This is a genomic window from Sporomusa malonica, from assembly GCF_900176355.1.
In the GTDB taxonomy this organism is placed as follows: Bacteria; Bacillota; Negativicutes; order Sporomusales; family Sporomusaceae; genus Sporomusa; species Sporomusa malonica.
This window is the reverse complement of the sequence record NZ_FWXI01000013.1, coordinates 67,603-90,939: the sequence shown is the minus strand read 5'-3', so window position 1 is coordinate 90,939 and position 23,337 is coordinate 67,603. Positions and strand designations below refer to the sequence as shown.

Below are 23,337 nucleotides of genomic sequence, written 5' to 3'. Positions count from 1 at the left end.
TTTCCTCCAACAAGTCTAGATATGGTGGTGCCTCTAACTTTTCAAGCGGTCTCCTAGCGTTTCCTTAAATCGCGGGCACCTTCGGCAGTCTTGGTCACACTGACTAGTGACTGGCCGATTGATGCATCGACAGCGGCGGCAATGGTTCCCTCAAGGATGGGCGCATCAGCAATGGCGACTTGGCCTTTTAGCTCTCCGTCCAACATGTCCAGAGCCAACTCGGCGCTAAGAACGGCACTGCCCAAATCCACCATGACAAGTATACCGTCGCCAGTATTGGCTTCCTCGATGGCTGCCAGAATCCGAAAAGCATCTGTGCCGATACTGCCGTCAGCCATACCACCGGCGGCAATCAATTTTTGGCCTGGAGCCGCCATCTGTCCGGCTAATTCGCATATTCCCTCAGCGACTTTGGCACTGTGCGAAACGACAACAATTCCTACCATGTCTTACGCCTCCTGCCGATGCTGCTTGGCCAACGCTGTAAGTGCTGACAGCATAAGATAGCACGAAGTTGCCCCTGCGTCCTGGTGTCCAATACTGCGTTCTCCCAGATAGCTGGCCCGCCCCTTGGTGGCTATGATTGTCTTGGTGTATTCAATACCAGCCGCAGCTGCGGCTGTCGCCAGTTCCAGACACTCGGGCAGCGCTTCCCCCTCAGCCATCCCCTGTGTAAAAGCCTCATAGGCAGGCTCTAAGGCGTCAAGCATTGTTTTCTCTCCCCTGACAGCCTTACCCCTGTCTTTAATGCCGCCGATTGCTGCACGCAGCATCTCAGCAGCTGTGTCATTATTGATGACTGTCTGGCCTTGCGCAATCGCAGCTGCCCGCATAAAAGCAGTACCATAGAGCGGCCCGGACGCACCGCCAACTGTCGAAATCAGGGTCATGCCTACCATTTTTAGCACAGCGCCGATATCCTCAGTAGTTGTCGCAGCCAGCTTGACGCGAACAGCTTCAAAGCCCCTCGCCATATTAATCCCGTGGTCGGCATCACCAATAGCCGCGTCAAGCTCTGTCAATTTTTCTTTGTTGGCGATGATTATATCTGCCAACGCTTCAATTGCTGCAATTACGTTTGCCATTTTTATTCTTCCCTTCGCTTAGAACTGTACCAGCGCCGGAGTATCTGCCGGGGCAAAGAGCAGTTCTTTCAGCTCGCTGTCCAATTTTAATACAGTGACTGAGAATCCTGACATTTCCAATGAAGTCATATAGTTGCCAACATATGTTTTGGCGATTTTAATATTTTTCTCAGCAAGCATGGCTGCTACCTTACGGTTAACAACATACAGTTCCATCAGCGGTGTGCCACCCAGGCCATTGACCATTACTGCAACTTCATCACCTGCTCCCAGGGCAATATCGGCAAAAATTTTGTTGAGCAAATGTTCAGCCGTTTCATCAGCTGTGCGGATGACCTCCCGATGAGTACCAGGTTCGCCATGGATGCCCATGCCGATCTCAACCTCATTCTCAGCCAAGGTAAAGCTCGGTTTACCAGCAGCTGGCACAGTGCAGGGCGATAACGCCATTCCCATTGACCTAACGTTAGCGATTACCTTTTCGGCAGTTTTCTGTACTTCAGCCAAATCAGCGCCGGTTTCAGCCTTAGCACCGGCAATCTTATGTACAAACACAGTACCGGCAATTCCCCGCCGTCCGGTAGTCCAGGTACTATTCTCTACAGCCACATCGTCATTGACAACGACTTTGGCCACTTTAATTCCGTCCGCATCTGCCATTTCAGCAGCCATCTCAAAGTTCATGATATCACCGGTATAGTTTTTGATAACCAACAGTACACCTTTGCCGCCATCGACAGCCTTAACAGCCTCATAAACCTGGTCCGGGGTCGGAGAGGTAAATACTGCCCCAGCCACAGCCCCATCCAGCATACCGCGTCCGACATACCCGCCGTGGGAAGGTTCGTGACCGCTGCCGCCGCCTGATACCAGTGCAACCTTACCTTGTACCGGCGAATTAGCCCGCACCAGCACATCAAAACCCGCCACCCGCTTAACATACTGGGGATGAGCTGCTACCACCCCTTGTAACATTTCCTCTACAACCTGCTCGGCATTGTTAATTACCTTTTTCATTCAATTACAGCCTCCTCGCTATCAATTAGTGTACCGGTATACGGTAGATACCCATTTATATCTGCAATAACCATGCCAAAGCTACAAAACAAAGTGACGCTAAAGAAAAGAAGCAGGAGGACGGCTCCAGCTTCTTTTCTCGCTTCAAACTACACCTTGACTTGTACAAAAGTATCAACAGGGCTCAACGTCATTGATACTTTTTACCATACTGTCACAATTTTCCCAAGATACTGTTTTAGCAATCCCGAATTTCTGTGCTTTGGCTGCTACCGTTTTATGGGTTAGCCCCAGCGCTTTACCGGCAGCGTTAAAGCTACCGTATTTAGCCAATGCCATAGTTATGATTTGCCTTTCGTATTCTACCCAAGGCAAGATGGCTGTCATACTTGTATTTGGTAATAACACTTGTTCTTCCGGGGCTGGTAATAGGTTAGCCGGGTTACCGCTTTCCCGAAGATATAGCGGTAAGTCAGCGGCTGTCAATGCCATGCTGTCAGCTAATGTAACCATCCGCTCTATGACATTCTCCAACTCACGTACATTGCCAGGCCAGCCATATCCCATCAGCCCAGTTAATGCCTCTCCGGCAATCCCACTAATACTTTTTCCCTGTTCAGTAATGATTTTATGGAGAAAATGGTCGACTAACAATGGAATATCCTCTGCCCGCTCCCGTAAGGGCGGCAGTAAAATAGGAATAACATTTAGCCGGTAATAAAGGTCTTCACGAAACTGGCCCTCAGCCACCATCTGCACTAAGTTGCGATTTGTGGCGGCAATAATCCGGACATTGACCTTCAGAACAACCTCGCCGCCCACGCGGGTAAACTCTTTTTGCTGCAATACACGGAGCAGCTTAGCCTGCATACTTTTATTGAGTTCGCCAATTTCATCAAGAAAAATCGTACCTTTGTCAGCCAGGCTGAACTTACCCGGTTTTTGGCGCACCGCCCCAGTAAAGGCCCCCTTTTCATGACCAAAGAGTTCGCTCTCCAGCAAGCTCTCCGGCAGTGCGGCGCAGTTAACCCGGATAAACGGCCCTGACGCACGCTGGCTAGCGTAATGAATCCCCTCAGCCACCAGTTCCTTACCTGTGCCGCTTTCCCCGCTAATGAGCACTGTTGCCCCGCTTCCTGCTGCCTTAACGGCAATAGCTAACGCCTCACGTACCTTGCCGCTCTGCCCGATAAACTTATTAAAGGCTGGCCCTGGCTTCTGCGCTCGCCGCAGTTCCTGCTCAAGGTATTCAGCCTTGGCTGAGACTTGGCTCAGCTTATCCATTAACTTATGGACTTCACTGACATTCTTAACAACAGATACAGCCCCTGTTAGTTCGCCGTCAACCACAATCGGACTGACGTTGGCCACAAGCGTTACCCCGCTCGTCTTGACAGCAATGCTGCCCACTACCGGCTGGCCAGTTTTAATTACCCGGCTGCGTGCACCGTGTGGCGACAAATCGCGTACATTCTGCCCGATCAATTCATCACAGGACTGGGTAAGAAGCTCTACATAAGCTGGGTTGACATAGCTGATTAAGCCGTCTTTATCAACGACACAAATCCCGTCCTGCACCGACTCCAGCACCAGCTGCAGACGCTCCTTAAGCTCTTTTACCGCTTTAAGTTCGCCGGTTACTGTTTCCAGCACCGATATATCCTCAAAAATGGCCATCGCACCACGTACTTGGCCTTCGGCAATAATGGGCGTGCGGTTGGTCAGAATAGTCAGCTTGCCAATGGCCTGCCGGCAGCCCAGTTCAGCTTGTCTGGTTTTTGCGACAATATGCAGCCGCGAGCCCAGAATAGTATCCTGGGCCCTACTGCCAATGGCTTGGCTGGCAGGGATGCCCAGAATACGCTCAGCAGCCGGATTAAATACTGTGATTACATCGTTTTCGTCAGTCACAATCAGACCGTTGGCCATGCTGTTAAATATCTGCCCGGCTGTAAAGGCATTGTCTTGCAGCAAGCTATCAACCTGACTGATCACCGAAGCGTCAGTCAGCACAAAATCGCTTTCCACAAATGCAGCCATCTCAGCAGCAGCAGCCTCGGCAGCCTCCCCTGCAGCCTCAATAATCAATGTATCACCCTGTTTCACCCGCAGCGACACCAGTGGCATAAGGCTGACTGCAGGAACGGCCGATCCATCCTGACGCCGGAAATATAGCTTACTCTGCCATTTACGTTCAAGCTCATACGCCTTTTGCACAATCATCGCGGCCACACGGGCATGAAGTCCCTTATCATGATGAATTATGGCTTGTTTACTGCGGTCCACTGCGTCACCCCAATTCTATTAAGCTGCAAGCATCAACACGATATAATTCCTTACCTTATGCTATTAGCGCGATCTTCGCAAAATCCTTCTACCGCAAGCTCGTTATGTCTTATTACTGCGATTTTTCATGGAAAAATTTTCAGGACCAACATATATTAGGACTTAGTCGCAACTTGTCTGAAGCCCCGCTATTGCAAAAAAACAGACTTAACTCAATAAATAGAGAAGTTAAGTCTGTTTACCATAGTCCTTATCATCTTTTAGTGATGTACGGGTATAGGAAACCTTATCGTCGCGGTAGTACCGCAATCACCAGATGTAATTTCAATCTTGGCCTGGTGCCGCTGCGCTATGCTATAGCTTACGGCTAAACCTAGGCCTGTTCCTTGGTCTTTTGTTGAAACAAACGGAGTTCCTAACTTTTCAAGTACCTGTTTAGGTATGCCTTCTCCATTATCTGTTACCTTCAATATGACCTCAGATCGTTCTTGCGAGGTTGCAACATTCAGAACCCCGCCCTTAGGCATTGCCTCTATTCCGTTTCTTACAAAATTCAACAACAACTGGCGTATCTCTTTAGTATCTAGCAAAATTTCCGGAATATTGCCTAGGGAAAAATTGATAACAACATTGTTTTTTACCGCATCTGCATTGATGAGGGGCATTAGCGGGCTGATGACGCGATTTAAACACTGCATTTGTTTATCCACCAGTTTATTGCGAGCTAAGGATAGAAATTCTGTAATAATTTGATTCGCCCTGTCAATTTCTTCAATCATTACTTCGAAACGCTCTGCATATTCATCAAACTCGGGCTTTCTATGCAAAATTTGCAAATAGCCTCTTACCGTGGTCAAAGGATTTCGTACTTCATGGCCAATACTTGCTGCCATTTCTCCAACGAGGTGAAGCCGGTCGAGGCGCATCATTTCTTTTTGTATTTTTCTTTGTTCTGTAACATCGACATCCATGCAAACAAATTCGCTGCCCCGCGAAAGCTTGATTGGGAAGATCGTAGAATAAACCACCCTTTGAACGCCATCTCTCCCCTTTAATTCTATCTCTTCGGGGCCATATAATTTCTTAGTACTATGTACCCTATCCCAAATTTTTTTCAATACACAATCAGAGCTTTCATCTATAAAAAGCTGACTAATATGCTTGCCAATGGCTTCTTCAGTCGTATAACCATAGAGCTGCTCGGAAAATTTATTCCAATACAGTACTTTCCCAGACGCATCCCAGCTTTGAATTGCAATATTCGGGATACTATCAAAAATCCAAAACAGCTGAAGATCACTTTCCTCACGTTGTTTGGCCTGTAACTCGATCTCCTGAAGCCGCTTCAGGCCAAGTTCAGTAAGTATCGCTGCCAATTCAATATTAAATTTCATAATAGAATCAAGTTTATCCTTCGAATATATAGGAACCTGGTCTAAGGCATCCAGGTATTTTTTTTCATCAAATCCATATCTTTGTGCCTGTTTACGGAAATAGTCTATATCAGGGTTCTCCCAGAAAAACTGTCCTTGCATAATAGTCGCCAGATGGTGTCCTGCAATAATTACTGGGGCTGCGGCCTCAATGAGGCCATTAGTACAAGTGTAACTAGTATATGAACCGGCTTGTCCAATAAAATCCTTAATACAGTTATCACTTTCACGACACACCCTTTCGCTTGCAGGGCATTGTCTATGGAACTGCCGGCAAATGTCACGCCAGCCAACAGCGACTAGTACATTTCCTTCATCATCTAATATGCCAGTTGGAATATTAGATATTTTAAAGAAAGCTTCCATAAGCGACTGGAGCTTAGCAATATCGATAAGGTCGGTAAATTTATAATTCACAGCGCACTCCTTCTTGGCTGCCTCACAGCAGGATGCTAATACTATTATACATTCATTCAGTAATTTCCTGCCATTATAGGTAATTAAAAACAAATAAAGAAATAGTTAACAAATTCAAGGAATCACCTTATCGATTCAAAATATCGTCGCTGACGTGCTAGCGCAGGAAGACGCAATCAACACCCAGCCAGAACTCCTTGCTCTGGCCGAAAGTACCGGACAGGCCCTAAAATAAGCCATGTGCCTTAGCTTACCCTCTATAATTGATAAGAATAAGTCCAATAAGACAAAACACCAGTCCAGCAATTGTGGTATTTGTCAAACTCTCTTTAAAGTACAATAAGCCAATAGGGATTAATAGTACAGTAACCGTAGTGCTTGCCACAATATTAAACAGGCTTATATTCCACCCAGCGCGATAGGCTAGTAATGTTCCCACTTCCAGTCCGACAATGGCAAATCCCAACGCATAACTAGCCCAGTTTAACTCCCTCAAACTACCAATAAAGGAAATCAGTTTGTCTCCAGGATAGAAAGGAACCATCAATAAAGTTACAATGCTGGCAGTCAAATAGGTAATCGCAAGAGAAATCAGGGGATTTATATTTGCTGGGGTTACTTTTAAAAATACATGATATAGTATACTTGAAATGATCGTTAGTCCTACAGTCAAATAATACAGCATGACATACCTCCTATACATATCCTTCCAGGAAATTATATCATACTTGACAATAAAGAAAACACGGCTTGCGCCGAGCCTTGGCGAAAGCGGAAGCCGATGTTGCCCTTATCCAGACGGAAAGTTATACTTTCTTACAGGAAAATAAAACTCCTGTCTCTCACAAATCAGAGACAGGAGTTTTCACATTACGTTTCGGCGTTGTTTTTCCGTATTTTATTACCTCTATGTCATCTATAATGACTAAACCTTCCTGCAGCATCTCATCCAGATAAGGCATTAATTTATTTATATATTCTTCACTATCAACGATTTCAACCAGAATCGGTAAGTCACTTGACAAATCAACAATACTTGCCGTATGTATCCGGCTATTGGCTCCATAGCCCATAAGGCCACGAAATACTGTGGCTCCTGCTAAATCTAATTCTTTTGCTTTTTCTACAATAGCATTGTATAAAGGACGTCGCTTCCAGCGGTCAGATTCTCCAATATATATGCGTAACCGTTTCGCCTTACTTGCAATTTTGGGCATCGCTTTCCCACCTTATTCAGTTTTACTTTACCACTAGGACAGGCACTTTCGAATAAGTCACCACTTTTTGCGCTACACTGCCAATAATAAGACTTTTAAATCCGCCCATCCCCCGTGTACCGGTGACAATAAGGTCTGCCTTTTGGTCATAAGCATATTTCACAATACTTTCTGCCGGATGGCCTCGTAATATCTCTGTCTTAATAGTTAATCCTTGCTCAAGGCCAAATTCGACAACCTTGGTTAAAAGCGGTTGGTAATGCCTTTCCCCATCAGCATAAAACTCATCCACTTCATCAATAGTTGGGCTATATTCCGGTGGTTTAACAACGGTCACTACCGTAACTTTTGCCCCCAATTGCCGTGCCAGTGTTACCACCCATTCCAAAGCCTGCTGACTTCCCTTGGACCCATCATAAGCTAGCACAATATTCTTTACATCAGTCTTTGCATTCATTTCCCGCACTCCTTTCCAAACTGCAATTTTCCGTTACTAATGAGAGGCTAGAGCTCTCCTCTACTCCCGGAACTGGGAAGAACCACTTTTGGGCAATAAAGGTAGGGATAACGGCGCTCAAAATTACTGCAGCCACCAATGCACTGTACTGACTTTTGTCAATATAGTTGTTTGCCAACCCGTAAAGCGCTGAAATAGTTCCAAAGGTTAGGCCGGTACTCATAAGCAGTGTAGTATATATCCCGGCTCTCCTTCCATAGCTGAAATACTTGGTAGTTGGCAAAACGCCAATAAATTTTGCCACTATCTTAACTATGAGAAAACATAAGATTGCGCCAGCCATTGTGTATAACGCGTTAAAAGACACCAAGGCTCCAGCTTTAATAAAATAAAACGGCGTAAAAGTGGCAAAGATAATGGCCCGCATTTTGTGCAACGTCTCCTTGTGGCGCATGAAAAATCCAGCCATAGCCATCCCAATGATATAAGCAGGTAAAACTGCTTCACTGCCACTGGTTACAGCCAAATAAGCAAGCGCAAGCAGGGTAAGAAAAATGAATTTAATCTCTGGCTCACTTACGCGTCCGCCATACCATTCAAAAATTTTAGCCGCTACTGGAGTGATAAAAAGCACAACTGCGATGAGAATAACGGTAAACCAAACTACCTTCATTGAAAATCCTGTAAAGAGTATACCTAATGCTAAAACTGTGCCAAGGTCGGTAATAAAACACGCGGCTAAAATAGCCTGACCTAACCGCGTTGAAGAAAGCCCGCTTTCCACCATTACAGCATACACTACCGCTACCGAAGTAGTGGATAAAGCGATACCGGCTATTTTAGACGCATTGCTGTCCCAACCAAAAACGTAATACGCAAACGCCATCCCTCCGAGAAACGGTAATAAGAAAGATAATAAGCCAATTGACACGCTTTCTTTTAAATTTGCTTTCATACTTTCCGGGTCAATCTCGGCTCCAGCTAGAAAAGTTAGAACTACAGCACCAAACCCTGCAAGAAAATTCACCCAGGATGTAATCTCGATTTGCAGGACATTACCACCGATAACGCCCACGGCAATCTCCATGAGCGCCACTGAAATTCCTAGCCTGATGGATAGAATACTAGCTGCAAACGCCAATAAAAGCCACTCGGTCGCCACTAAAAAGTTTTGCTCCAACACACCCACTCCCTTTATTAGATTTCTGACCAAAAAAAACAGACTCCTACCAGCTACCTGGTAGGAGTCATCACCGCCTGTTTACGGATTTAATGGCGAACTCCATCGCCCCAAACATCAATTATGACTCGATTATAGCAATTATTCCCAACATATGTCAATCAAAACCTGTTGCTTCTTCAACAGCTACCGCCACCGCCACACTGGCACCCACCATGGGGTTATTCCCCATCCCAATCAAACCCATCATTTCTACATGAGCGGGAACAGAAGATGAACCCGCAAATTGAGCGTCTGAATGCATTCTACCCATAGTATCTGTCATACCATAAGAAGCCGGTCCTGAAGCCATGTTATCTGGATGGAGGGTTCTTCCAGTTCCGCCACCGGAAGCTACCGAGAAATATTTTTTGCCTTTTTCTATGCAATCCTTTTTATAGGTGCCGGCTACCGGATGCTGAAAACGTGTTGGATTAGTAGAATTACCGGTGATAGATACATCTACCTCTTCCATCGCCATAATAGCTACACCTTCCATAACATCATCTGCACCATAACATCTTACATTAGCCCGTTCACCGGATGAGTACTTAATCTCCCGTGCTATCTGTAAAGTACTCGTATAATAATCATAATTTGTTTGCACATATGTAAACCCGTTAACACGGGAAATAATCTGTGCCGCGTCTTTTCCCAAGCCATTAAGTATAACGCGCAACGGATTTATTCTTACTTTATTTGCGGACTTCACTATGCCAATAGCACCCTCTGCAGCAGCAAAGGATTCATGTCCGGCTAAGAAGGCAAAGCATTTTGTTTCCTCTCTTAGGAGCATAGCTGCCAGATTCCCGTGGCCTAATCCAACTTTCCTATTATCTGCAACCGAGCCGGGAATACAAAATGCCTGTAAGCCTTCGCCTAAAGCTAACGCAATATCGGCAGCCTTTGTTTTGCCTTGTTTAATTGCAATTGCTGCTCCTAGCGCATAAGCCCAGCATGCATTTTCAAAGCAAATTGGCTGAATTCCCTTGACGATACTATGTATGTCAATTCCTTTGCTACCACAAATTCTTTTAACGTCTTCGAGCGAATCTATATCATGCTTTTTCAACACTTCATTAATGCTGTTGATACGTCGTTCATAGCCTTCAAACATAATCATTATTTATCATCTCCTCCATGGATTACTCATGCCTGGGGTCAATCACTTTAGCCGCCTCATCATACCGTCCATACTGACCTGTGGCTTTCTTTAACGCTTGGTTGGCATCCATGCCTTTTGCAATCATTTCCATCATTTTTCCGAGATGCACAAATTGATAGCCAATAATCTCGTTATTCTCATCAAGCGCAACACGGGTAACATACCCTTCCGCCAATTCCAAATATCTAGGCCCTTTGTCCAAAGTGCCATACATTGTTCCAATTTGGCTTCGTAATCCCTTACCCAAATCCTCTAGCCCCGCACCTACTGGCAATCCGTTTTCAGAGAAGGCCGTCTGGGTTCTGCCATATGTAATCTGTAGGAATAATTCACGCATAGCGGTATTGATGGCGTCACAGACCAAATCGGTATTTAACGCCTCCAAAATTGTTTTCCCTGGAAGAATTTCCGACGCCATCGCTGCCGAGTGAGTCATGCCAGAGCAGCCAATTGTTTCAATTAATGCTTCCTGAATAATGCCGTCCTTGACATTCACGGTTAACTTGCATGCGCCCTGTTGAGGTGCACACCAACCCACACCATGTGTTAAGCCGCTTATGTCTTTGACTTCTCTTACTTTTCCCCATCGCCCTTCTTGCGGGATTGGGGCAGATCCATGATTGGGACCTTTAGCCACAGTACACATTTGTATAACTTCTGTTGAATAGTTCATCCTCTCTCTCCTCTCTTGCTATAAAACAAAAAACTCCTACTAGTATATTAATTACTAGTAGGAGTCATCACCGCATAATAACGGATTTAATGGCGAACTCCATCGCCTATAGATTGATTCTATTATAGCAACGTATAGGTAAGTGGTCAATCCACGAATTCCCCTCTTACCCAGGCATCTTAGACAAATCGCTAAATTTGGTAAATTGCTTGTGGAAAAAGAGCTGTACACTATCGACAGGACCATTACGGTGCTTGGCGACAATGATATCGGTAATATTCTTACGCTCGGTTTCAGGTTCGTAGTAATCTTCACGGTAGATAAAGGCAACAATGTCGGCATCCTGCTCAAGTGATCCTGATTCTCTGAGGTCACTCAGCATAGGCTTCTTAACCTGACGGGATTCGACACCCCGGCTGAGCTGGGATAAAGCGATAACTGGCACTTTGAGTTCACGGGCTAGGGCCTTTAAAGAGCGGGAGATCTCGGAGATTTCCTGCTGCCGATTTTCGCTGCGGGAACTGCCTGCACTGCCTTGCATAAGCTGCAGGTAGTCTATGATAATGAGTTTTAGGTCATGTTCAATCTTAAGCCGCCGCGCCTTAGACCGCATCTCCATAACCGTGATGCCGGCGGTGTCGTCAATAAAGATAGGGGCTGCTGCCAGGCGGTCAGCGGCGCGTACCAGCTTGTCCCAGTCGTTGTTTTCCAGTTCGCCGATCCGAAGACGCTGGGCATCAATCGGTGCTTCGGCGCACAACATCCGCTGCACCAGTTGTTCTTTGGACATCTCCAGACTGAAGAAGGCAACCGATGACTTTTCCTTAATGGCAATATTTTGCGCAATGTTCAAGACAAACGCAGTTTTACCCATACTGGGGCGGGCAGCAATCAGGATGAGGTCTGACGGCTGCAAGCCTGAAGTCAGCTTGTCAAGGTCTTTGAAACCGGTTGATAACCCAGTAATACCGCCTTTTGAGGAATAAAGCTCAGAAACTTTATCAAACACGTCAAAAATGATATTTTTTATTGAGGCAAACTCCTGTCCAGCCTTGCGCTGCGATACCTCCAGAATCATTTTTTCGGCCTTATCCATAATGACAGCCACTGTCTCATTGGCTTCATAGCCCATACCAGCCACATGGGTGGCTGTATTGATCAGGTTGCGCAGCAGGGCCTTTTCTTCCACAATGCGGGCGTGGTACATGACGTTAGCGGCTGTCGGGACGCTGTTGGCCAGCGCCGAGACGTAAGCAATGCCGCCAGCTGGTTCCAGCTTTTCATCCCGCCGCAGTACTTCTACCACAGTGACCAGGTCGACGGCATCGTTTTTGTTAAACAGCTCCATCATGGCGTTATAGATAAGGCGGTGGGCTTCGCGATAGAAGTCTTCCGGCCTTATGATTTCGCACACTTTAGAAATAGCTTCCCGTTCTATCATCATGGCACCCAGTACTGACTGCTCGGCTTCAACGTTTTGGGGGGGAACGCGGTCGATCATGTAAATTTTCTCCCTCACTTAAATGCCGCGCTCGCCCGTATAAGAACTACCTTTATTACGGGCGAAGCGCGGCATTGGATCTTTTATCTAGGCGCTGACAGCCTCTTTTTCATCAAAAAGTATGGCCATCGCTTCTTCTACTGTAGTAACCGGGCGGATATCCAGGTCTAAGTGACCTTCTGGGATATCTTTTTTATTCTCTTCGGGGATAATCATGGTAACAATACCGGCCTGTTTGGCGCCATACGCCTTTTCAAATACACCGCCCACAGCCTTAACCCTGCCTTGAATAGAGATTTCGCCAGTAATGGCAACATCCTGCCGGATGAGTTTGCCGGTAATGGCCGAAATGATAGCCGATACTATGGCTGTACCAGCTGACGGGCCGTCAATGCGACCGCCGCCAATGATATTGACATGGATATCATAGCTGGCTAAGTCCTGGCCGGTAAGCTTCCTGACAACAGCGGCAGCGTTAAATACTGAGTCTTTAGCCATACTGCCAGCCGTATCGTTAAACCTGATGCTGCCTTTCCCCTTTTCAGCCGGGAAGGCGACTGCCTCAATCTCTAACACCGAACCAAGATAGCCGTTTACGCCTAGGCCAAATACCTTGCCGACTTCGAGCGTAGCTGTTGCCTTGCGGTTAACATAGGGCGATAGTCGGCTAACCTGCGCAACCCGGTATACATCCGAGCTGGTAATTGTGACATTTTTCCTGTCGTCGCCAACACGCATAAGCGCCATGCTGTACGCATCAGATAAAATGTTCACCGCTTTCCGGCCTTCAATCGTGTAATCACTAATAAGGCGGGGAACTTCTGGGTCAATAGCTACTTCCAGCTTGACAGAGGCATTATAAACAATTTCCTCAATATGCTTAGGAGTCAAGGGTTCAAAATAAATCTCTGCGCAGCGCGAACGCACAGCAGGCATAATATCGCCAGCATCGCGGGTAGTAGCGCCGATTAGGATAAAGTCAGCCGGCGCACCCTCTTCAAACAGCTTTTTTATATATTTCGGTACATTGTTATCTGAGGGGTCATAGTAGGCCGAATCAAAACGCACCCTTTTATCTTCAAGCACCTTTAACAGCTTGTTCTGCAGCATAGGGTCCATCTCACCGATTTCATCAATAAACAGAATGCCGCCATGGGCATCTGTCGCCAGACCAGGCTTGGGTTCAGGCACACCGCCTTCAGCTAAGTCACGGCGAGCCCCCTGATAGATCGGATCATGTACTGAGCCCAGGAGCGGGTTGGTGACATCACGTGGGTCCCAGCGGAGGGTTGTGCCGTCCACCTCAACAAATGGCGCATCTTGAGCAAATGGTGTACTTTTTAGTTTCTTTGCCTCTTCAAGCACTAAGCGGGCTGCTGTTGTTTTACCCACTCCAGGCGGTCCGTACAGGATGAGATGCTGGGGATACGGTGACGCCAATTTAGCTCTCAGCGCCTCTACTGCCCGTTCCTGACCGACAATCTCATCAAGAGCGGCCGGACGCAAAAGCTCCATGGCCGAACGGGTTAATTTACGAGTCTCCAATTTTTCCAGGAGGGCAAATTTTTTGAGTGTCTGCGGGTTTTCGGCATTAGCATCGCTTTCTTCCTTGATGACCTGCATACGAATCTCCTGGACATATTCCTGATGGCGTTCTTCCATCTTCTCAGCAATTTTCTTTTCAATGCGATCTTCCAAAGTGCGCCGAGCGCAGAGCTCAGCCAGTTCTTCCTCAATGTCTTCTAAGATTTTAGGAATTTCTTGGACAGCTGGCTGTTTGTCAATGGTAGGATCTTCAAACACCAGTTTCTGCAACGCCAGCACTCGTTCTGACAAATCTTCGGAGCGCATCAGTTCTAACGCTCCCAGTTTGCCAGCTTTGAGCACGACTTTTTCTGCGCCCAGGACACCGGTGTACAAACCGTACAGGGCAGCTACCTGGCGTTTGAGTTGATCTTCCTGAGTGCCGGGGCCGCTAGCAGCAGCACGTTCCCGGCTGCCATTACGTACTAGTTTGTTAAAAAAATCTTTCATTGGTGTTATACCTTTCTAATTTTAAGGTTTCAACAGCCGTTATTCGGCTTTAATTGTTACCTGGATCTGAGTTCCTACTTCCGGATGAAGTTTGATGGGTACAGTAAAGGTTCCCAGGGACTTGAGTGCATCTTTAAGCTCAATTTTCCGCTTATCAATCTCAAGTTTGTGCTGGGTGGCCAAGGCATCGGCAATGTCCTTGGCCGTTACTGAACCGAAGAGGCGGCCGCCTTCCCCCATTTTGACAGGGATGGCAACTGTAATCTTGGCCATCTGAGAGGCCAAGAGTTTAGCCTCATCTAAAATGCGCTCTTTCTTTCGCTCCTCAGATGCCTTTTGTTGGCTTATCGTATTAACGTTATTGGCAGTGGCCGCAATGGCCAGTTTTTGCGGTAATAGATAATTGCGGGCATAACCCTCAGATACCTCAATGATATCGCCTTTTTTACCGAGTTTTTTCACTTCTTGCTGCAGAATTACTTTCATGTGTTACACTCTCCTTTATGTAGCTATCTACTATTTCGACTATTTTAGCCTTGACCTCATCGATACTGGCATTTTTGACTTTGACCCCGGCGACTGACTGATGTCCGCCGCCCCCTAGTTGTTCCATGATTACCTGGACGTTAATATCACCATGTGACCGGGCACTGACACCAATGCCGTCTTCCGTTTTAAATAGTACAAAACTTACGCGCACGCCCTCAATATTAAGCAGCATATCGGCCGTTTGAGCTGCAGCGATCTGCGCATTTTTGACATCGGCCGGGCATACGGCAATGACTACGCCTTCATGCGGCATTTCTGTATTTTCAATAATAGCCGCCCTGTTTTTCATGGTTTGAAAATCCACGCGGAACAAATGACGAACCAGGGTAGGGTCTGCACCTGCCCGCCGCAGGTAGGACGCAGCTTCAAATGTGCGGACGCCTGTCTGCACGGCAAAGTTCTTGGTATCAACAACAATACCGGCATAAAGCGCCGATGCCTCAAGACGGTTTAATTCCAATTTATCATCAAAATAGCCCAAAAGCTCGGTAACCAGCTCACTGGCTGACGAAGCTGACGGCTCAAGGTATACAAGCAAGGTGTTAGCGATGATTGTCTCAGCCCGGCGGTGATGATCAATAACCACCGTGCGCTCGGCTCTGGCTAAAACATCTGGGGCGGCTGCCAGTTCGGGGCGGTGGGTATCCACAACAAACACCAGCGTTTTAGCATTAACCAAGAGTGCCGCCTGCATGGGTGATATAAATACATCGCGGTATTCTTCGTAGTCTAATAAAAGCTCTGACAATTTGTCAACAGCCACACCTGGCTGACTGACAACAATATGCACCTGTTTGCCCATATGGCGCACCATCTTGGCGACACCCAGCGCAGCGCCCAGGCTATCAAAATCTTCGCCGGTGTGCCCCATCACAACAATACTATCAGCCTGATCAATCAGTTCCCTGATAGCCTGAGCCACAATCCGCGCCTTAACCCTGGTATTTTTCTCAACAGCTTTGGCTTTACCACCAAAAAACTGAACTTTGCCACTGATATTGACAGCAGCTTGGTCACCGCCGCGGCTCAAGGCCAAATCTAATCCTGCCTGCGCCCGCTGGCCAAGCTCAGCCACCGAGCTTTCACCTGTGGCTGCACCAAGGCTTAAGGTTACAGGAATCTTATTACCTGCCTGAATACTGCGAATGCGATCCAAAATATCAAATTTGTCGCCTGTCATCAGGCGGTCAAGTGCACAGCGGTTTAGTACGGCAATATAGGTGTCCTCGCTGTATTTCTTTAGATAACCGTCAAGCTCGGTAATCCAATCAGCCAGCATCCGGTTGACTTCACCCAAAATCGCTGTTCGCTGACTCTCACTTAGACCTGTTAGTGCATCATCATAATTATCGATTTGAATATAGGCAAGCACTGTCTGAATGCGGCAACTTGCCGCCCTGTCAGACTCCTGCCCGGTAACATCCGAGATATAAAGAACAATCCTTGCTTTGTCGATAGCGCGATAAACAATATCATAGTGGCGGTTTCCGGCTTCAATCCTGGTCTGACCATCTTTATCAATCATTTTTTCGATAGGCAGCACCGGCCAAATTTTGGTCAAAGGCTGCCCCAGCTCTGACGAGTCAGGTATCCATTCTGAGAACAATTCGTTACGCCACTCGATAATGCCCTGATAGTTAATAATTACAATACCTAACGGCAGATTATTAAACGCATCGGCAGCCGCCTTATCAACACAACGTCCGATTGTTTCCATGTAGTTGTTGACTGCTTTTTTGCGAGTGGCATATCGCTCTCGCCCATATAGATAGAGTGCATAGAGTAAGATAGCCCCAAGCGCGGCAGCATAAGGATTATAGTAGCTGATAATAAGCAAAAAAGTTGCGGTTACTGCCAAATAGATTCGGGTGTCAAACCAAAATGATGGACCCTGAGGCATTACAATTCCTCCTGTTACTCCAATCGCGGAGCACGCAGTTGACGATAGTCGAAAATGAGATCAAAAGCACCACCGATAATAAGGGCCTGCATGAAGATCCCGTTAGAAAAGATCAAGAATAGTATAATCCCTCGAACCAATCTTGACAAATTGTATTTATCGGCAAGGAAGTAAAAGACAGCCAATCCCTGAACGAACAAGACCATAGTAGAAATTACCTGCAGGTTCATTCCAGAGTTGTATAACAGCTCAATCTCGCGGGTTTTCCCCCAATAGATGGCAACTAACGCAACCGCCATCGCATACAAAGTAATACGCGGCACCACCCAATGGCGAAAAGGAGGAAACGGCTCAATACGCTGGCCAAGTCTGGCAAGGACAGCTTTTGCCACCTGATAGTTAAGAAAAGTATCGACAACGGCTGCCAAAGCAAAACCGGCAGGTAAAATAATCTTCATTAGATCCATCATGGGCCGCATGGAGGCTTCCATTTGGGCCAAATCCTCAGCCTTCATCCCCATGCCGCGGTAAAATTCCATCGCTTGCTCAAGTCCTTTGACCATAGCTTCGGTCTGCAGATTGAGCGGATTAAAGCCCATAACAGCTGCACTGATTGCGATAACGGCAGCTTTGGACACCAGGGAGGCAGCCGACCCCAGCAGCAAGGTTTTTCCAGGGGGAAAACCCTGCCTAAGCGCATACCCCAGCGCAATACCAATTAAGCCAAAGCCTACGACAACCGACACGGCAGTAAGCGGGTGCATGAGGAGCCCAATGATGATGCCTGATGCCACAACGGCCAGGATACTCCATTTGTAGCCATGTCTCACCCCCAGGAGAATAATTGGAACAGGCCATATTAGATTGACAAAAGCCCCGATCACAGGCACATAAGTGCTGATAAGAGCAAATAGTATCGCAACAGCGGTAAGTACCCCGCCTTCAACGACCGGTCTGACTGGAGCCTTTTGCATAGTTCACCTCTTCTGGCGGAGATGGCGGCGATATTCGCTCATATCTCCAAACCAACGTTCTACTTCAGGTTCTTGATTTATATTGTGTCCAAGCTTCGTATTTACAATCTCATCCATTTCAGGATAATCAATCCCTAGTCTCCGGCCCAGGACGTGAGCCGAAATAACCACTTGGGCCAGCGAATCACCGATAGCCTCCCGCTGGTTCCTGGCCATCGCCTGATATAGTTTACCCACTTCGGCCAAAAGATCAGCTTTTAGCCCTTCAATTAGCCTGAGCTTTCCTAAGATATCTGATTCTTGGGAGAACACGCAACCCCCTCCTTAGTCCATCTTATTATATTCTAATGAGGAGGCGTTATTTCCTGCTTTACGGGGATGAAAATCACTTAGAGCCCCAGAGCGTTATATAAAAAAAGAGCAAGAAGCCTCCGTAAAGGCGTTCTTGCTCTTTTATGGCAATAATTATCGGCTTATTCTGCAGTAAACGGCAGAAGAGCGATATTACGAGCCCGTTTAACAGCCAATGTCATCTGACGCTGATGCTTAGCGCAGTTACCGGAAATGCGGCGCGGCAGAATTTTGCCCCGCTCGGTGGTGTACCGACGCAGTTTCGGCAGATCTTTATAGTCGATCGAGCTTACTTTATCAACACAGAAGCTGCAAATCTTTTTCTTGGGTTTGCGGCCTCTTTCGCGTTTCATAGCCATTTGTTTACCCCCCTTTTAAAACGGTATTTCCTCATCAGGGAAGACATCTTTGCCGAACGAATTTACATCTATATTCCCAGCATCACTACTTGACGCCTGCTTACGCTCGAGGAATTCGATGGTCTGCGCCACAACTTCGGCGATGCGGCGTTTTTGGCCATCATTGGCTTCGTATGAACGAATTTGTAGACGCCCCTCAACTAATACCCGCTGACCTTTAGTGAGGTTGTTACCACACGTCTCGGCCAGTTTTTCCCAGGCTACAACCGGGACAAAATCGGCATTATTTTGACCCTGACCGCCACCAAACCGGTTAACAGCCAGCGTAAAAGAGGCTACAGCTTTGCCGCTCTGAGTATATCTGACTTCTGGATCTTGCGCCAAGCGGCCGACAAGGATGACTTTATTCATATATCCTCACACCTCCCGGCTACAAAATTAAGCATCCAACTTAATAACCATGTGCTTAAGAACTTCATCAGTAATCTTCAGCACACGTTCCAGTTCGAATACAGTAGCTGGCTCAGCAGTGAAGTTAATCAGGGTATAGTACCCTTCCATGAAATCTTTTACTTCATAAGCCAGACGCTTTTTGCCCCAACGGTCAACCTTGTCGATTGTGCCGCCAGTGTTCTTAATAATGTTCTCGAACTTGGCAATAGTTGCGTTAGTAACTTCTTCGTCACTCGGCTTAATAATAATCACGACTTCGTATTTTCTCACGAAATCACCTCCTCCTTTGGACTATTGGCCCCCGTTACGGGAGCAGGGAAGGTTTTGAATAACAAAACCAATGTCACAATATGTATCACTGTGACTAAATTATTATATCACTAGTTGTCTCTCAAATGCAAGAAAAAAGCCAGACTAATTTAGTTAATGTTTAACTTTTGATGATTGGCTGCCATCTTACCAGGCTGAGGGATAGCAAAAGTCAAGCTGACAGCAACGACAAGAGAAAGCAGCGACCACAGGAGAGCGGCTTCAAGGCCGATATGGTCTCCCAGCGCACCTGTTATGGCTGCACCGACACCGCCTAAGCCAAACGACAGCCCCAGCATCATCCCTGACGCCATAGCGGCATTGCCAGGGATCAGCTCCTGCGCCCAGACAACTGAGGTTGGCGCGGTGCTTTGAAGCAGCGCACCGCTAAGAGCCAGCAGGATATAACTTACAAGCGACGGGCTTAAATCTGACAAGAATAAATAAGTAACAGGCAGACATAGTGTCAAAGAACCGATAACACCGGCCTTGCGGCCAATTTTGTCACCCAGCCAGCCGCCAACCAGTGCGCCACACGCGCCGCTAAATAAAAAAACAGTAAGCATACTTGCGGCTACAACAGGCGGCTGTCCTGCTCCGGCGAGGGCCACAGGCAAAAAGGTGGGCAAGGCCACTTGCATCCAAGATCGAAGAGCAGTAACCGCATTCAACAAAATAAGACCTCTAGATTTGTACCATGGCTCACCCTGCACCATACCAGCCCGGCCTTGAGCACCTACAGCCGCCGGAATGAGACTTACCTTGTGCAAACCGGCCAGATAACAAGCCCCGGTAACCAAGAGTCCAGGGATCATTAGCCAAATCAGACTGGCTGTACCCCCAATGCTTAGGAAGTACATGATAGTGGCCGGAGCGACAGCAAAGCCGACATTGCCGCCAAATACAAAAACGGACATAGCTGTTCCCTTGGTCTCAGCGGTTACCACTCTGCCCATAAGACTGGCCGCCAATGGATGGAAGACAGAAGCCCCCAGCCCCGCTAACCCTACCAGAAGAAACAAGGTCAACTTACTTTCAGCCAGCCCTGCCAAGCAAATAAATATCGCACTTACCGGCGTAGTAACAAGAATGAGCCAGGCATAACCATGCTTATCAATAAAGTAGCCACTTATCGGCTGCAATACGCTTGATATGACCGAATAGGCCATCACCAGCATCCCGCTCAGGGTCAGCGATAGGCCGAGTTTGACCATAACCAGCGGCAGCAGCGCCGGTAAAAAATTGGCATAGAAATCACTAAAAAAATGCCCGGCCCCCAATAAGGATACATTAAAGAAAATTGAATTCTTTAGTTTCTGACTTATGGTAACTCCCTCCTTAAAAAGTGAAAGAGCGGTTCCTGGAAACCGCTCAAACAGCGAGATTGCGGGCAGTATCGTGGCAATCTCGTCCCTTTATACATTAAATCTAAAATAGGTTACATCGCCGTCCTGCATAACATACTCTTTGCCCTCAAGCCGGACCCAGCCTTTTTCCTTGGCGGCACTATGCGCACCAGCGGTCATCAAATCAGTATAAGATACAATCTCGGCCCTAATAAAGCCCCGCTCAATGTCACTGTGGATTTTACCGGCAGCCTGCGGCGCTTTAGTGCCGCGTACGATGGTCCAGGCCCGCACTTCCTGCTCGCCTGCCGTAAAGAATGTCATCAGCCCTAACAGCTTGAAGCTAGCACGAATCAGCTTATCAAGACCAGATTCTTCCAGACCCAAATCAGCTAAGAATTCGCGTGCTTCGTCCCCATCCAATTCGGCAATCTCAGATTCAACCTTGGCTGATACAACAATAACTTCAGCCCCTTCACGAGCGGCATATTCTTTCACTTTAGCCACATGCGGGTTGGCACTGGCGTCAGCAGCTTCCTGTTCACTCACATTAGCAACAAACAGATTAGGTTTTAAGGTTAGCAGGAACAAGTCTCTGAGCAGCTCAGCCATATCGGCATCGTTCACGACGCGGCGTGCAGGCTGGCCGTCAGCAAGGGCTTGATGCACTATTTTCAGGGCATCCAGCTCAGCCTGGGCTTTTTTGTCCCCGCCTTTTAGCATTTTTTGTACACGATCAATGCGTTTTTCCACTGTTTCCAGGTCAGCCAGGCATAACTCAGTATTAATAATTTCAATGTCTCTCATTGGATCAAGGTGTCCGGCAACATGGGTAATGTTATCGTCAGCAAAGCATCTGACTACTTGCGCTATGGCATCCACCTGACGAATATGCGCGAGGAATTTATTACCAAGCCCCTCGCCCTGCGCTGCGCCTGCAACCAGACCGGCAATGTCAACAAACCGCATGGCAGCAGGCAGTGTCCGCTGCTTAGGTTTATACATCTCAGTCAGCTTTGTCAGGCGGTCATCGGGAACATCAACAACGCCGATATTAGGCTCAATGGTACAAAAAGGATAGTTCGCTGCCTCGGCCCCAGCTTTGGTAATGGCGTTAAATAGGGTACTTTTGCCGACATTAGGCAAGCCGACGATACCTACTTCAAGATTAGTGCTCATTAATATTACTCCACCTTTAAGGCTGGCTTAATTGTACAGCCCGAATGTTTATATTTAATAGTTAACTTATATATTGTAAAATACTGTCGGCTAAAATTCAAGTAGATTGAGGAATAACGGCTTTTACCCCTTTTTCAAACTTTGGCCTGGGAATCATGACCTGGCGGCCGCATTGCAGGCATTTGAGACCAAAATCAATTCCGGTACGAGTAATCTCCCAGCGGTCACCGCCGCAGGGATGCGGCTTTTTCATTTTGACAATCTCGCCGACCTTATAATTGTACCTCTGGTTCATGTTATCCTCCTGTTTGCGCCGCTTTTATTTGTGGTGTAGAACTTGGATTTAGTGCCTGAGGCGGAGGAATTTTGGCTGCGGCAAACCGCTCTTTGATCAGACGGCGAAGTGCCGTTTCCACCTTCACCTGCTCTAACGGCACTGTTTTGGCCGTCAGACGAATAACCACCTCTCCAGGTTTGAGATCAACCACACCAACGACGTTCGGCCCTGCTAATACCTCTGGCATACTCTTGCCAATAGTAACACAGACTTCATCCAAGATGTTAAATATTTCATCAATATCGGCTTCATACGGTACAGGAACATTGACAGTAGCCTGCATATGCCCTCTGGTGTAATTGCTCACCCTGAGGATGGAGCCATTAGGAATAATATGTAAAATTCCGTTCCCATCCCGCAGTTTGGTTACCCGAAAGCCCAGTTCCTCAACCGTACCAGTCATATCACCAATGACCACATAGTCGCCTACCCCATACTGATCTTCTAAAATGATAAAAAAACCAGTAATAAAATCCTTGATCAAGCTTTGGGCGCCAACGCCCAAGGCCAAGCCAATGATACCAGCGCCAGCCACAATTGAGGTTGTATCAATCTTAAACTCCTGAAGGATCATGACGGCAACAATAAAGTAAATAGTATACCGGATAATACTGTGCAGAAGACTGCTTAGCGTCCTTGCTCGTTTTTCTTCCAGGTATAGCGTCTTAACCCCAGGTTTGGGGATAAAGAACTGTTCAACAAGCATATTGGTAACCCTAAGCAGGATAAATCCGCCGCTGCAAATGGCCAGCAGACGGACCATTCTCACCGCCATCCCCAGCCAAAAATCCTGTGTCAGCAGTTGTTCCACACTAACCTCCATACTCAGTTATTTTTTCATAAATGTATAACCCGTCACCGATCAAGGTCCGGCTAAATAATTTAGACCAACGCACCTTGAATTTAGCCAATAGGCTAAGCAGTGCAGTTTGTTGCTTTGCTGAAAATAGCAGGCATTGACCACAGCTAATGTCGATTACCCGCGGTGTCGGTAATGCATAAATCATAATGCCGTTTTCGGCAAGCATCTTTTCGGCTTTGATCGCCTGATGAATTGACGCAAAAGAAACCAACCG

General features: G+C 47.1%; 25 protein-coding genes and 2 riboswitches. All 25 genes read right to left on the bottom strand.

Annotation, left to right across the window (positions count from 1 at the left end; translation table 11 throughout):
- Positions 1–53: 53 nt before the first annotated feature.
- Positions 54–446 carry a dihydroxyacetone kinase phosphoryl donor subunit DhaM gene (gene dhaM / locus B9A22_RS15110; RefSeq protein WP_084576765.1) on the bottom strand — a complete coding sequence of 131 codons (393 nt, stop codon included), beginning with the start codon at positions 444–446 and terminating at the stop codon, positions 54–56.
- Between the two features lie 3 nt (positions 447–449).
- A complete protein-coding gene (dhaL, locus tag B9A22_RS15105; RefSeq protein WP_084576763.1) occupies positions 450–1,085 on the bottom strand; it encodes a dihydroxyacetone kinase subunit DhaL in 636 nt (211 codons plus the stop codon).
- 18 nt (positions 1,086–1,103) lie between these two features.
- Positions 1,104–2,102, bottom strand: a complete 999-nt coding sequence (gene dhaK / locus B9A22_RS15100; RefSeq protein ID WP_084576761.1) for a dihydroxyacetone kinase subunit DhaK — start codon at positions 2,100–2,102, stop codon at positions 1,104–1,106.
- Between the two features lie 174 nt (positions 2,103–2,276).
- Positions 2,277–4,388, bottom strand: coding sequence for a sigma 54-interacting transcriptional regulator (locus tag B9A22_RS15095; RefSeq protein WP_084576759.1), 2,112 nt, complete (start codon positions 4,386–4,388; stop codon positions 2,277–2,279).
- Between the two features lie 260 nt (positions 4,389–4,648).
- Positions 4,649–6,238, bottom strand: a complete 1,590-nt coding sequence (locus tag B9A22_RS15090) for a PocR ligand-binding domain-containing protein (RefSeq protein ID WP_084576758.1) — start codon at positions 6,236–6,238, stop codon at positions 4,649–4,651.
- Positions 6,239–6,488: 250 nt separating this feature from the next.
- Positions 6,489–6,923, bottom strand: coding sequence for an EamA family transporter (locus B9A22_RS15085; RefSeq protein WP_084576756.1), 435 nt, complete (start codon positions 6,921–6,923; stop codon positions 6,489–6,491).
- A 157-nt stretch (positions 6,924–7,080) separates the two neighbouring features.
- The gene (locus B9A22_RS15080) at positions 7,081–7,455 is read right to left on the bottom strand and encodes a DUF190 domain-containing protein (RefSeq protein ID WP_084576754.1); all 375 of its coding nucleotides are present in this window, start codon (positions 7,453–7,455) and stop codon (positions 7,081–7,083) included.
- 22 nt (positions 7,456–7,477) lie between these two features.
- Positions 7,478–7,912 (bottom strand): universal stress protein, encoded by a 435-nt coding sequence (locus B9A22_RS15075; RefSeq protein ID WP_084576752.1) that lies wholly within the window; start codon positions 7,910–7,912, stop codon positions 7,478–7,480.
- Positions 7,896–9,125 carry a cation:proton antiporter gene (locus B9A22_RS15070; protein ID WP_245824003.1) on the bottom strand — a complete coding sequence of 410 codons (1,230 nt, stop codon included), beginning with the start codon at positions 9,123–9,125 and terminating at the stop codon, positions 7,896–7,898. The genes B9A22_RS15075 and B9A22_RS15070 overlap by 17 nt, the downstream gene beginning before the upstream one ends.
- A 21-nt stretch (positions 9,126–9,146) precedes the next feature.
- Positions 9,147–9,211: riboswitch (Fluoride riboswitch) on the bottom strand.
- A 38-nt stretch (positions 9,212–9,249) separates the two neighbouring features.
- A complete protein-coding gene (locus B9A22_RS15065; RefSeq protein ID WP_084576750.1) occupies positions 9,250–10,254 on the bottom strand; it encodes a GGGtGRT protein in 1,005 nt (334 codons plus the stop codon).
- Positions 10,255–10,276: 22 nt separating this feature from the next.
- A complete protein-coding gene (locus B9A22_RS15060) occupies positions 10,277–10,969 on the bottom strand; it encodes an iron-sulfur cluster assembly scaffold protein (protein ID WP_084576748.1) in 693 nt (230 codons plus the stop codon).
- A 51-nt stretch (positions 10,970–11,020) separates the two neighbouring features.
- A riboswitch (Fluoride riboswitch) is annotated at positions 11,021–11,085 on the bottom strand.
- Between the two features lie 50 nt (positions 11,086–11,135).
- On the bottom strand, positions 11,136–12,470 hold the full coding sequence (gene dnaB / locus B9A22_RS15055) for a replicative DNA helicase (protein WP_084576746.1): 1,335 nt from the start codon (positions 12,468–12,470) through the stop codon (positions 11,136–11,138).
- An 87-nt stretch (positions 12,471–12,557) separates the two neighbouring features.
- Positions 12,558–14,504 carry a Lon family ATP-dependent protease gene (gene lonC, locus B9A22_RS15050; protein WP_084576744.1) on the bottom strand — a complete coding sequence of 649 codons (1,947 nt, stop codon included), beginning with the start codon at positions 14,502–14,504 and terminating at the stop codon, positions 12,558–12,560.
- Between the two features lie 39 nt (positions 14,505–14,543).
- Complete coding sequence (gene rplI, locus B9A22_RS15045) at positions 14,544–14,990, bottom strand: 50S ribosomal protein L9 (RefSeq protein WP_084576742.1); 447 nt, start codon at positions 14,988–14,990, stop codon at positions 14,544–14,546.
- Positions 14,950–16,953, bottom strand: coding sequence for a DHH family phosphoesterase (locus B9A22_RS15040; RefSeq protein ID WP_084576740.1), 2,004 nt, complete (start codon positions 16,951–16,953; stop codon positions 14,950–14,952). Before B9A22_RS15040 ends, rplI begins: the two co-directional genes overlap by 41 nt.
- Before the next feature lie 14 nt (positions 16,954–16,967).
- Complete coding sequence (locus B9A22_RS15035) at positions 16,968–17,927, bottom strand: YybS family protein (RefSeq protein ID WP_084576738.1); 960 nt, start codon at positions 17,925–17,927, stop codon at positions 16,968–16,970.
- 3 nt (positions 17,928–17,930) lie between these two features.
- The gene (locus B9A22_RS15030) at positions 17,931–18,239 is read right to left on the bottom strand and encodes a MazG-like family protein (RefSeq protein ID WP_084576736.1); all 309 of its coding nucleotides are present in this window, start codon (positions 18,237–18,239) and stop codon (positions 17,931–17,933) included.
- A gap of 161 nt (positions 18,240–18,400) precedes the next feature.
- A complete protein-coding gene (rpsR, locus tag B9A22_RS15025; RefSeq protein WP_084576831.1) occupies positions 18,401–18,631 on the bottom strand; it encodes a 30S ribosomal protein S18 in 231 nt (76 codons plus the stop codon).
- A gap of 21 nt (positions 18,632–18,652) precedes the next feature.
- A complete protein-coding gene (locus B9A22_RS15020; protein WP_084576734.1) occupies positions 18,653–19,048 on the bottom strand; it encodes a single-stranded DNA-binding protein in 396 nt (131 codons plus the stop codon).
- A gap of 27 nt (positions 19,049–19,075) precedes the next feature.
- Positions 19,076–19,360, bottom strand: a complete 285-nt coding sequence (gene rpsF / locus B9A22_RS15015; RefSeq protein WP_084576732.1) for a 30S ribosomal protein S6 — start codon at positions 19,358–19,360, stop codon at positions 19,076–19,078.
- Between the two features lie 149 nt (positions 19,361–19,509).
- A complete protein-coding gene (locus B9A22_RS15010; protein ID WP_176215538.1) occupies positions 19,510–20,679 on the bottom strand; it encodes an MFS transporter in 1,170 nt (389 codons plus the stop codon).
- 135 nt (positions 20,680–20,814) lie between these two features.
- Positions 20,815–21,924 (bottom strand): redox-regulated ATPase YchF, encoded by a 1,110-nt coding sequence (ychF, locus tag B9A22_RS15005; RefSeq protein ID WP_084576728.1) that lies wholly within the window; start codon positions 21,922–21,924, stop codon positions 20,815–20,817.
- A 97-nt stretch (positions 21,925–22,021) separates the two neighbouring features.
- Positions 22,022–22,219 (bottom strand): DUF951 domain-containing protein, encoded by a 198-nt coding sequence (locus tag B9A22_RS15000; protein ID WP_084576726.1) that lies wholly within the window; start codon positions 22,217–22,219, stop codon positions 22,022–22,024.
- Between the two features lies 1 nt (position 22,220).
- Positions 22,221–23,072: a mechanosensitive ion channel family protein gene (locus B9A22_RS14995; RefSeq protein ID WP_245824002.1), complete on the bottom strand. Its 852-nt coding sequence runs from the start codon at positions 23,070–23,072 to the stop codon at positions 22,221–22,223.
- A 1-nt stretch (position 23,073) separates the two neighbouring features.
- The gene (locus B9A22_RS14990) at positions 23,074–23,334 is read right to left on the bottom strand and encodes a putative Se/S carrier protein (protein WP_084576722.1); all 261 of its coding nucleotides are present in this window, start codon (positions 23,332–23,334) and stop codon (positions 23,074–23,076) included.
- Positions 23,335–23,337: the final 3 nt, after the last annotated feature.

Excerpts from the sequence above, each read along its gene's own strand:
- B9A22_RS15040 (WP_084576740.1), bottom strand. The coding sequence starts at position 16,953 with ATGCCTCAGGGTCCATCATTTTGGTTTGACACCCGAATCTATTTGGCA.
- B9A22_RS15085 (WP_084576756.1), bottom strand. The coding sequence starts at position 6,923 with ATGCTGTATTATTTGACTGTAGGACTAACGATCATTTCAAGTATACTA.
- B9A22_RS15035 (WP_084576738.1), bottom strand. The coding sequence starts at position 17,927 with ATGCAAAAGGCTCCAGTCAGACCGGTCGTTGAAGGCGGGGTACTTACC.
- dnaB (WP_084576746.1), bottom strand. The coding sequence starts at position 12,470 with ATGATCGACCGCGTTCCCCCCCAAAACGTTGAAGCCGAGCAGTCAGTA.
- rplI (WP_084576742.1), bottom strand. The coding sequence starts at position 14,990 with ATGAAAGTAATTCTGCAGCAAGAAGTGAAAAAACTCGGTAAAAAAGGC.
- B9A22_RS15075 (WP_084576752.1), bottom strand. The coding sequence starts at position 7,912 with ATGAATGCAAAGACTGATGTAAAGAATATTGTGCTAGCTTATGATGGG.
- B9A22_RS15000 (WP_084576726.1), bottom strand. The coding sequence starts at position 22,219 with ATGAACCAGAGGTACAATTATAAGGTCGGCGAGATTGTCAAAATGAAA.
- dhaL (WP_084576763.1), bottom strand. The coding sequence starts at position 1,085 with ATGGCAAACGTAATTGCAGCAATTGAAGCGTTGGCAGATATAATCATC.
- lonC (WP_084576744.1), bottom strand. The coding sequence starts at position 14,504 with ATGAAAGATTTTTTTAACAAACTAGTACGTAATGGCAGCCGGGAACGT.
- B9A22_RS15060 (WP_084576748.1), bottom strand. The coding sequence starts at position 10,969 with ATGAACTATTCAACAGAAGTTATACAAATGTGTACTGTGGCTAAAGGT.
- B9A22_RS15020 (WP_084576734.1), bottom strand. The coding sequence starts at position 19,048 with ATGAATAAAGTCATCCTTGTCGGCCGCTTGGCGCAAGATCCAGAAGTC.
- B9A22_RS15080 (WP_084576754.1), bottom strand. The coding sequence starts at position 7,455 with ATGCCCAAAATTGCAAGTAAGGCGAAACGGTTACGCATATATATTGGA.
- rpsR (WP_084576831.1), bottom strand. The coding sequence starts at position 18,631 with ATGAAACGCGAAAGAGGCCGCAAACCCAAGAAAAAGATTTGCAGCTTC.
- dhaM (WP_084576765.1), bottom strand. The coding sequence starts at position 446 with ATGGTAGGAATTGTTGTCGTTTCGCACAGTGCCAAAGTCGCTGAGGGA.
- dhaK (WP_084576761.1), bottom strand. The coding sequence starts at position 2,102 with ATGAAAAAGGTAATTAACAATGCCGAGCAGGTTGTAGAGGAAATGTTA.
- B9A22_RS15065 (WP_084576750.1), bottom strand. The coding sequence starts at position 10,254 with ATGATTATGTTTGAAGGCTATGAACGACGTATCAACAGCATTAATGAA.
- ychF (WP_084576728.1), bottom strand. The coding sequence starts at position 21,924 with ATGAGCACTAATCTTGAAGTAGGTATCGTCGGCTTGCCTAATGTCGGC.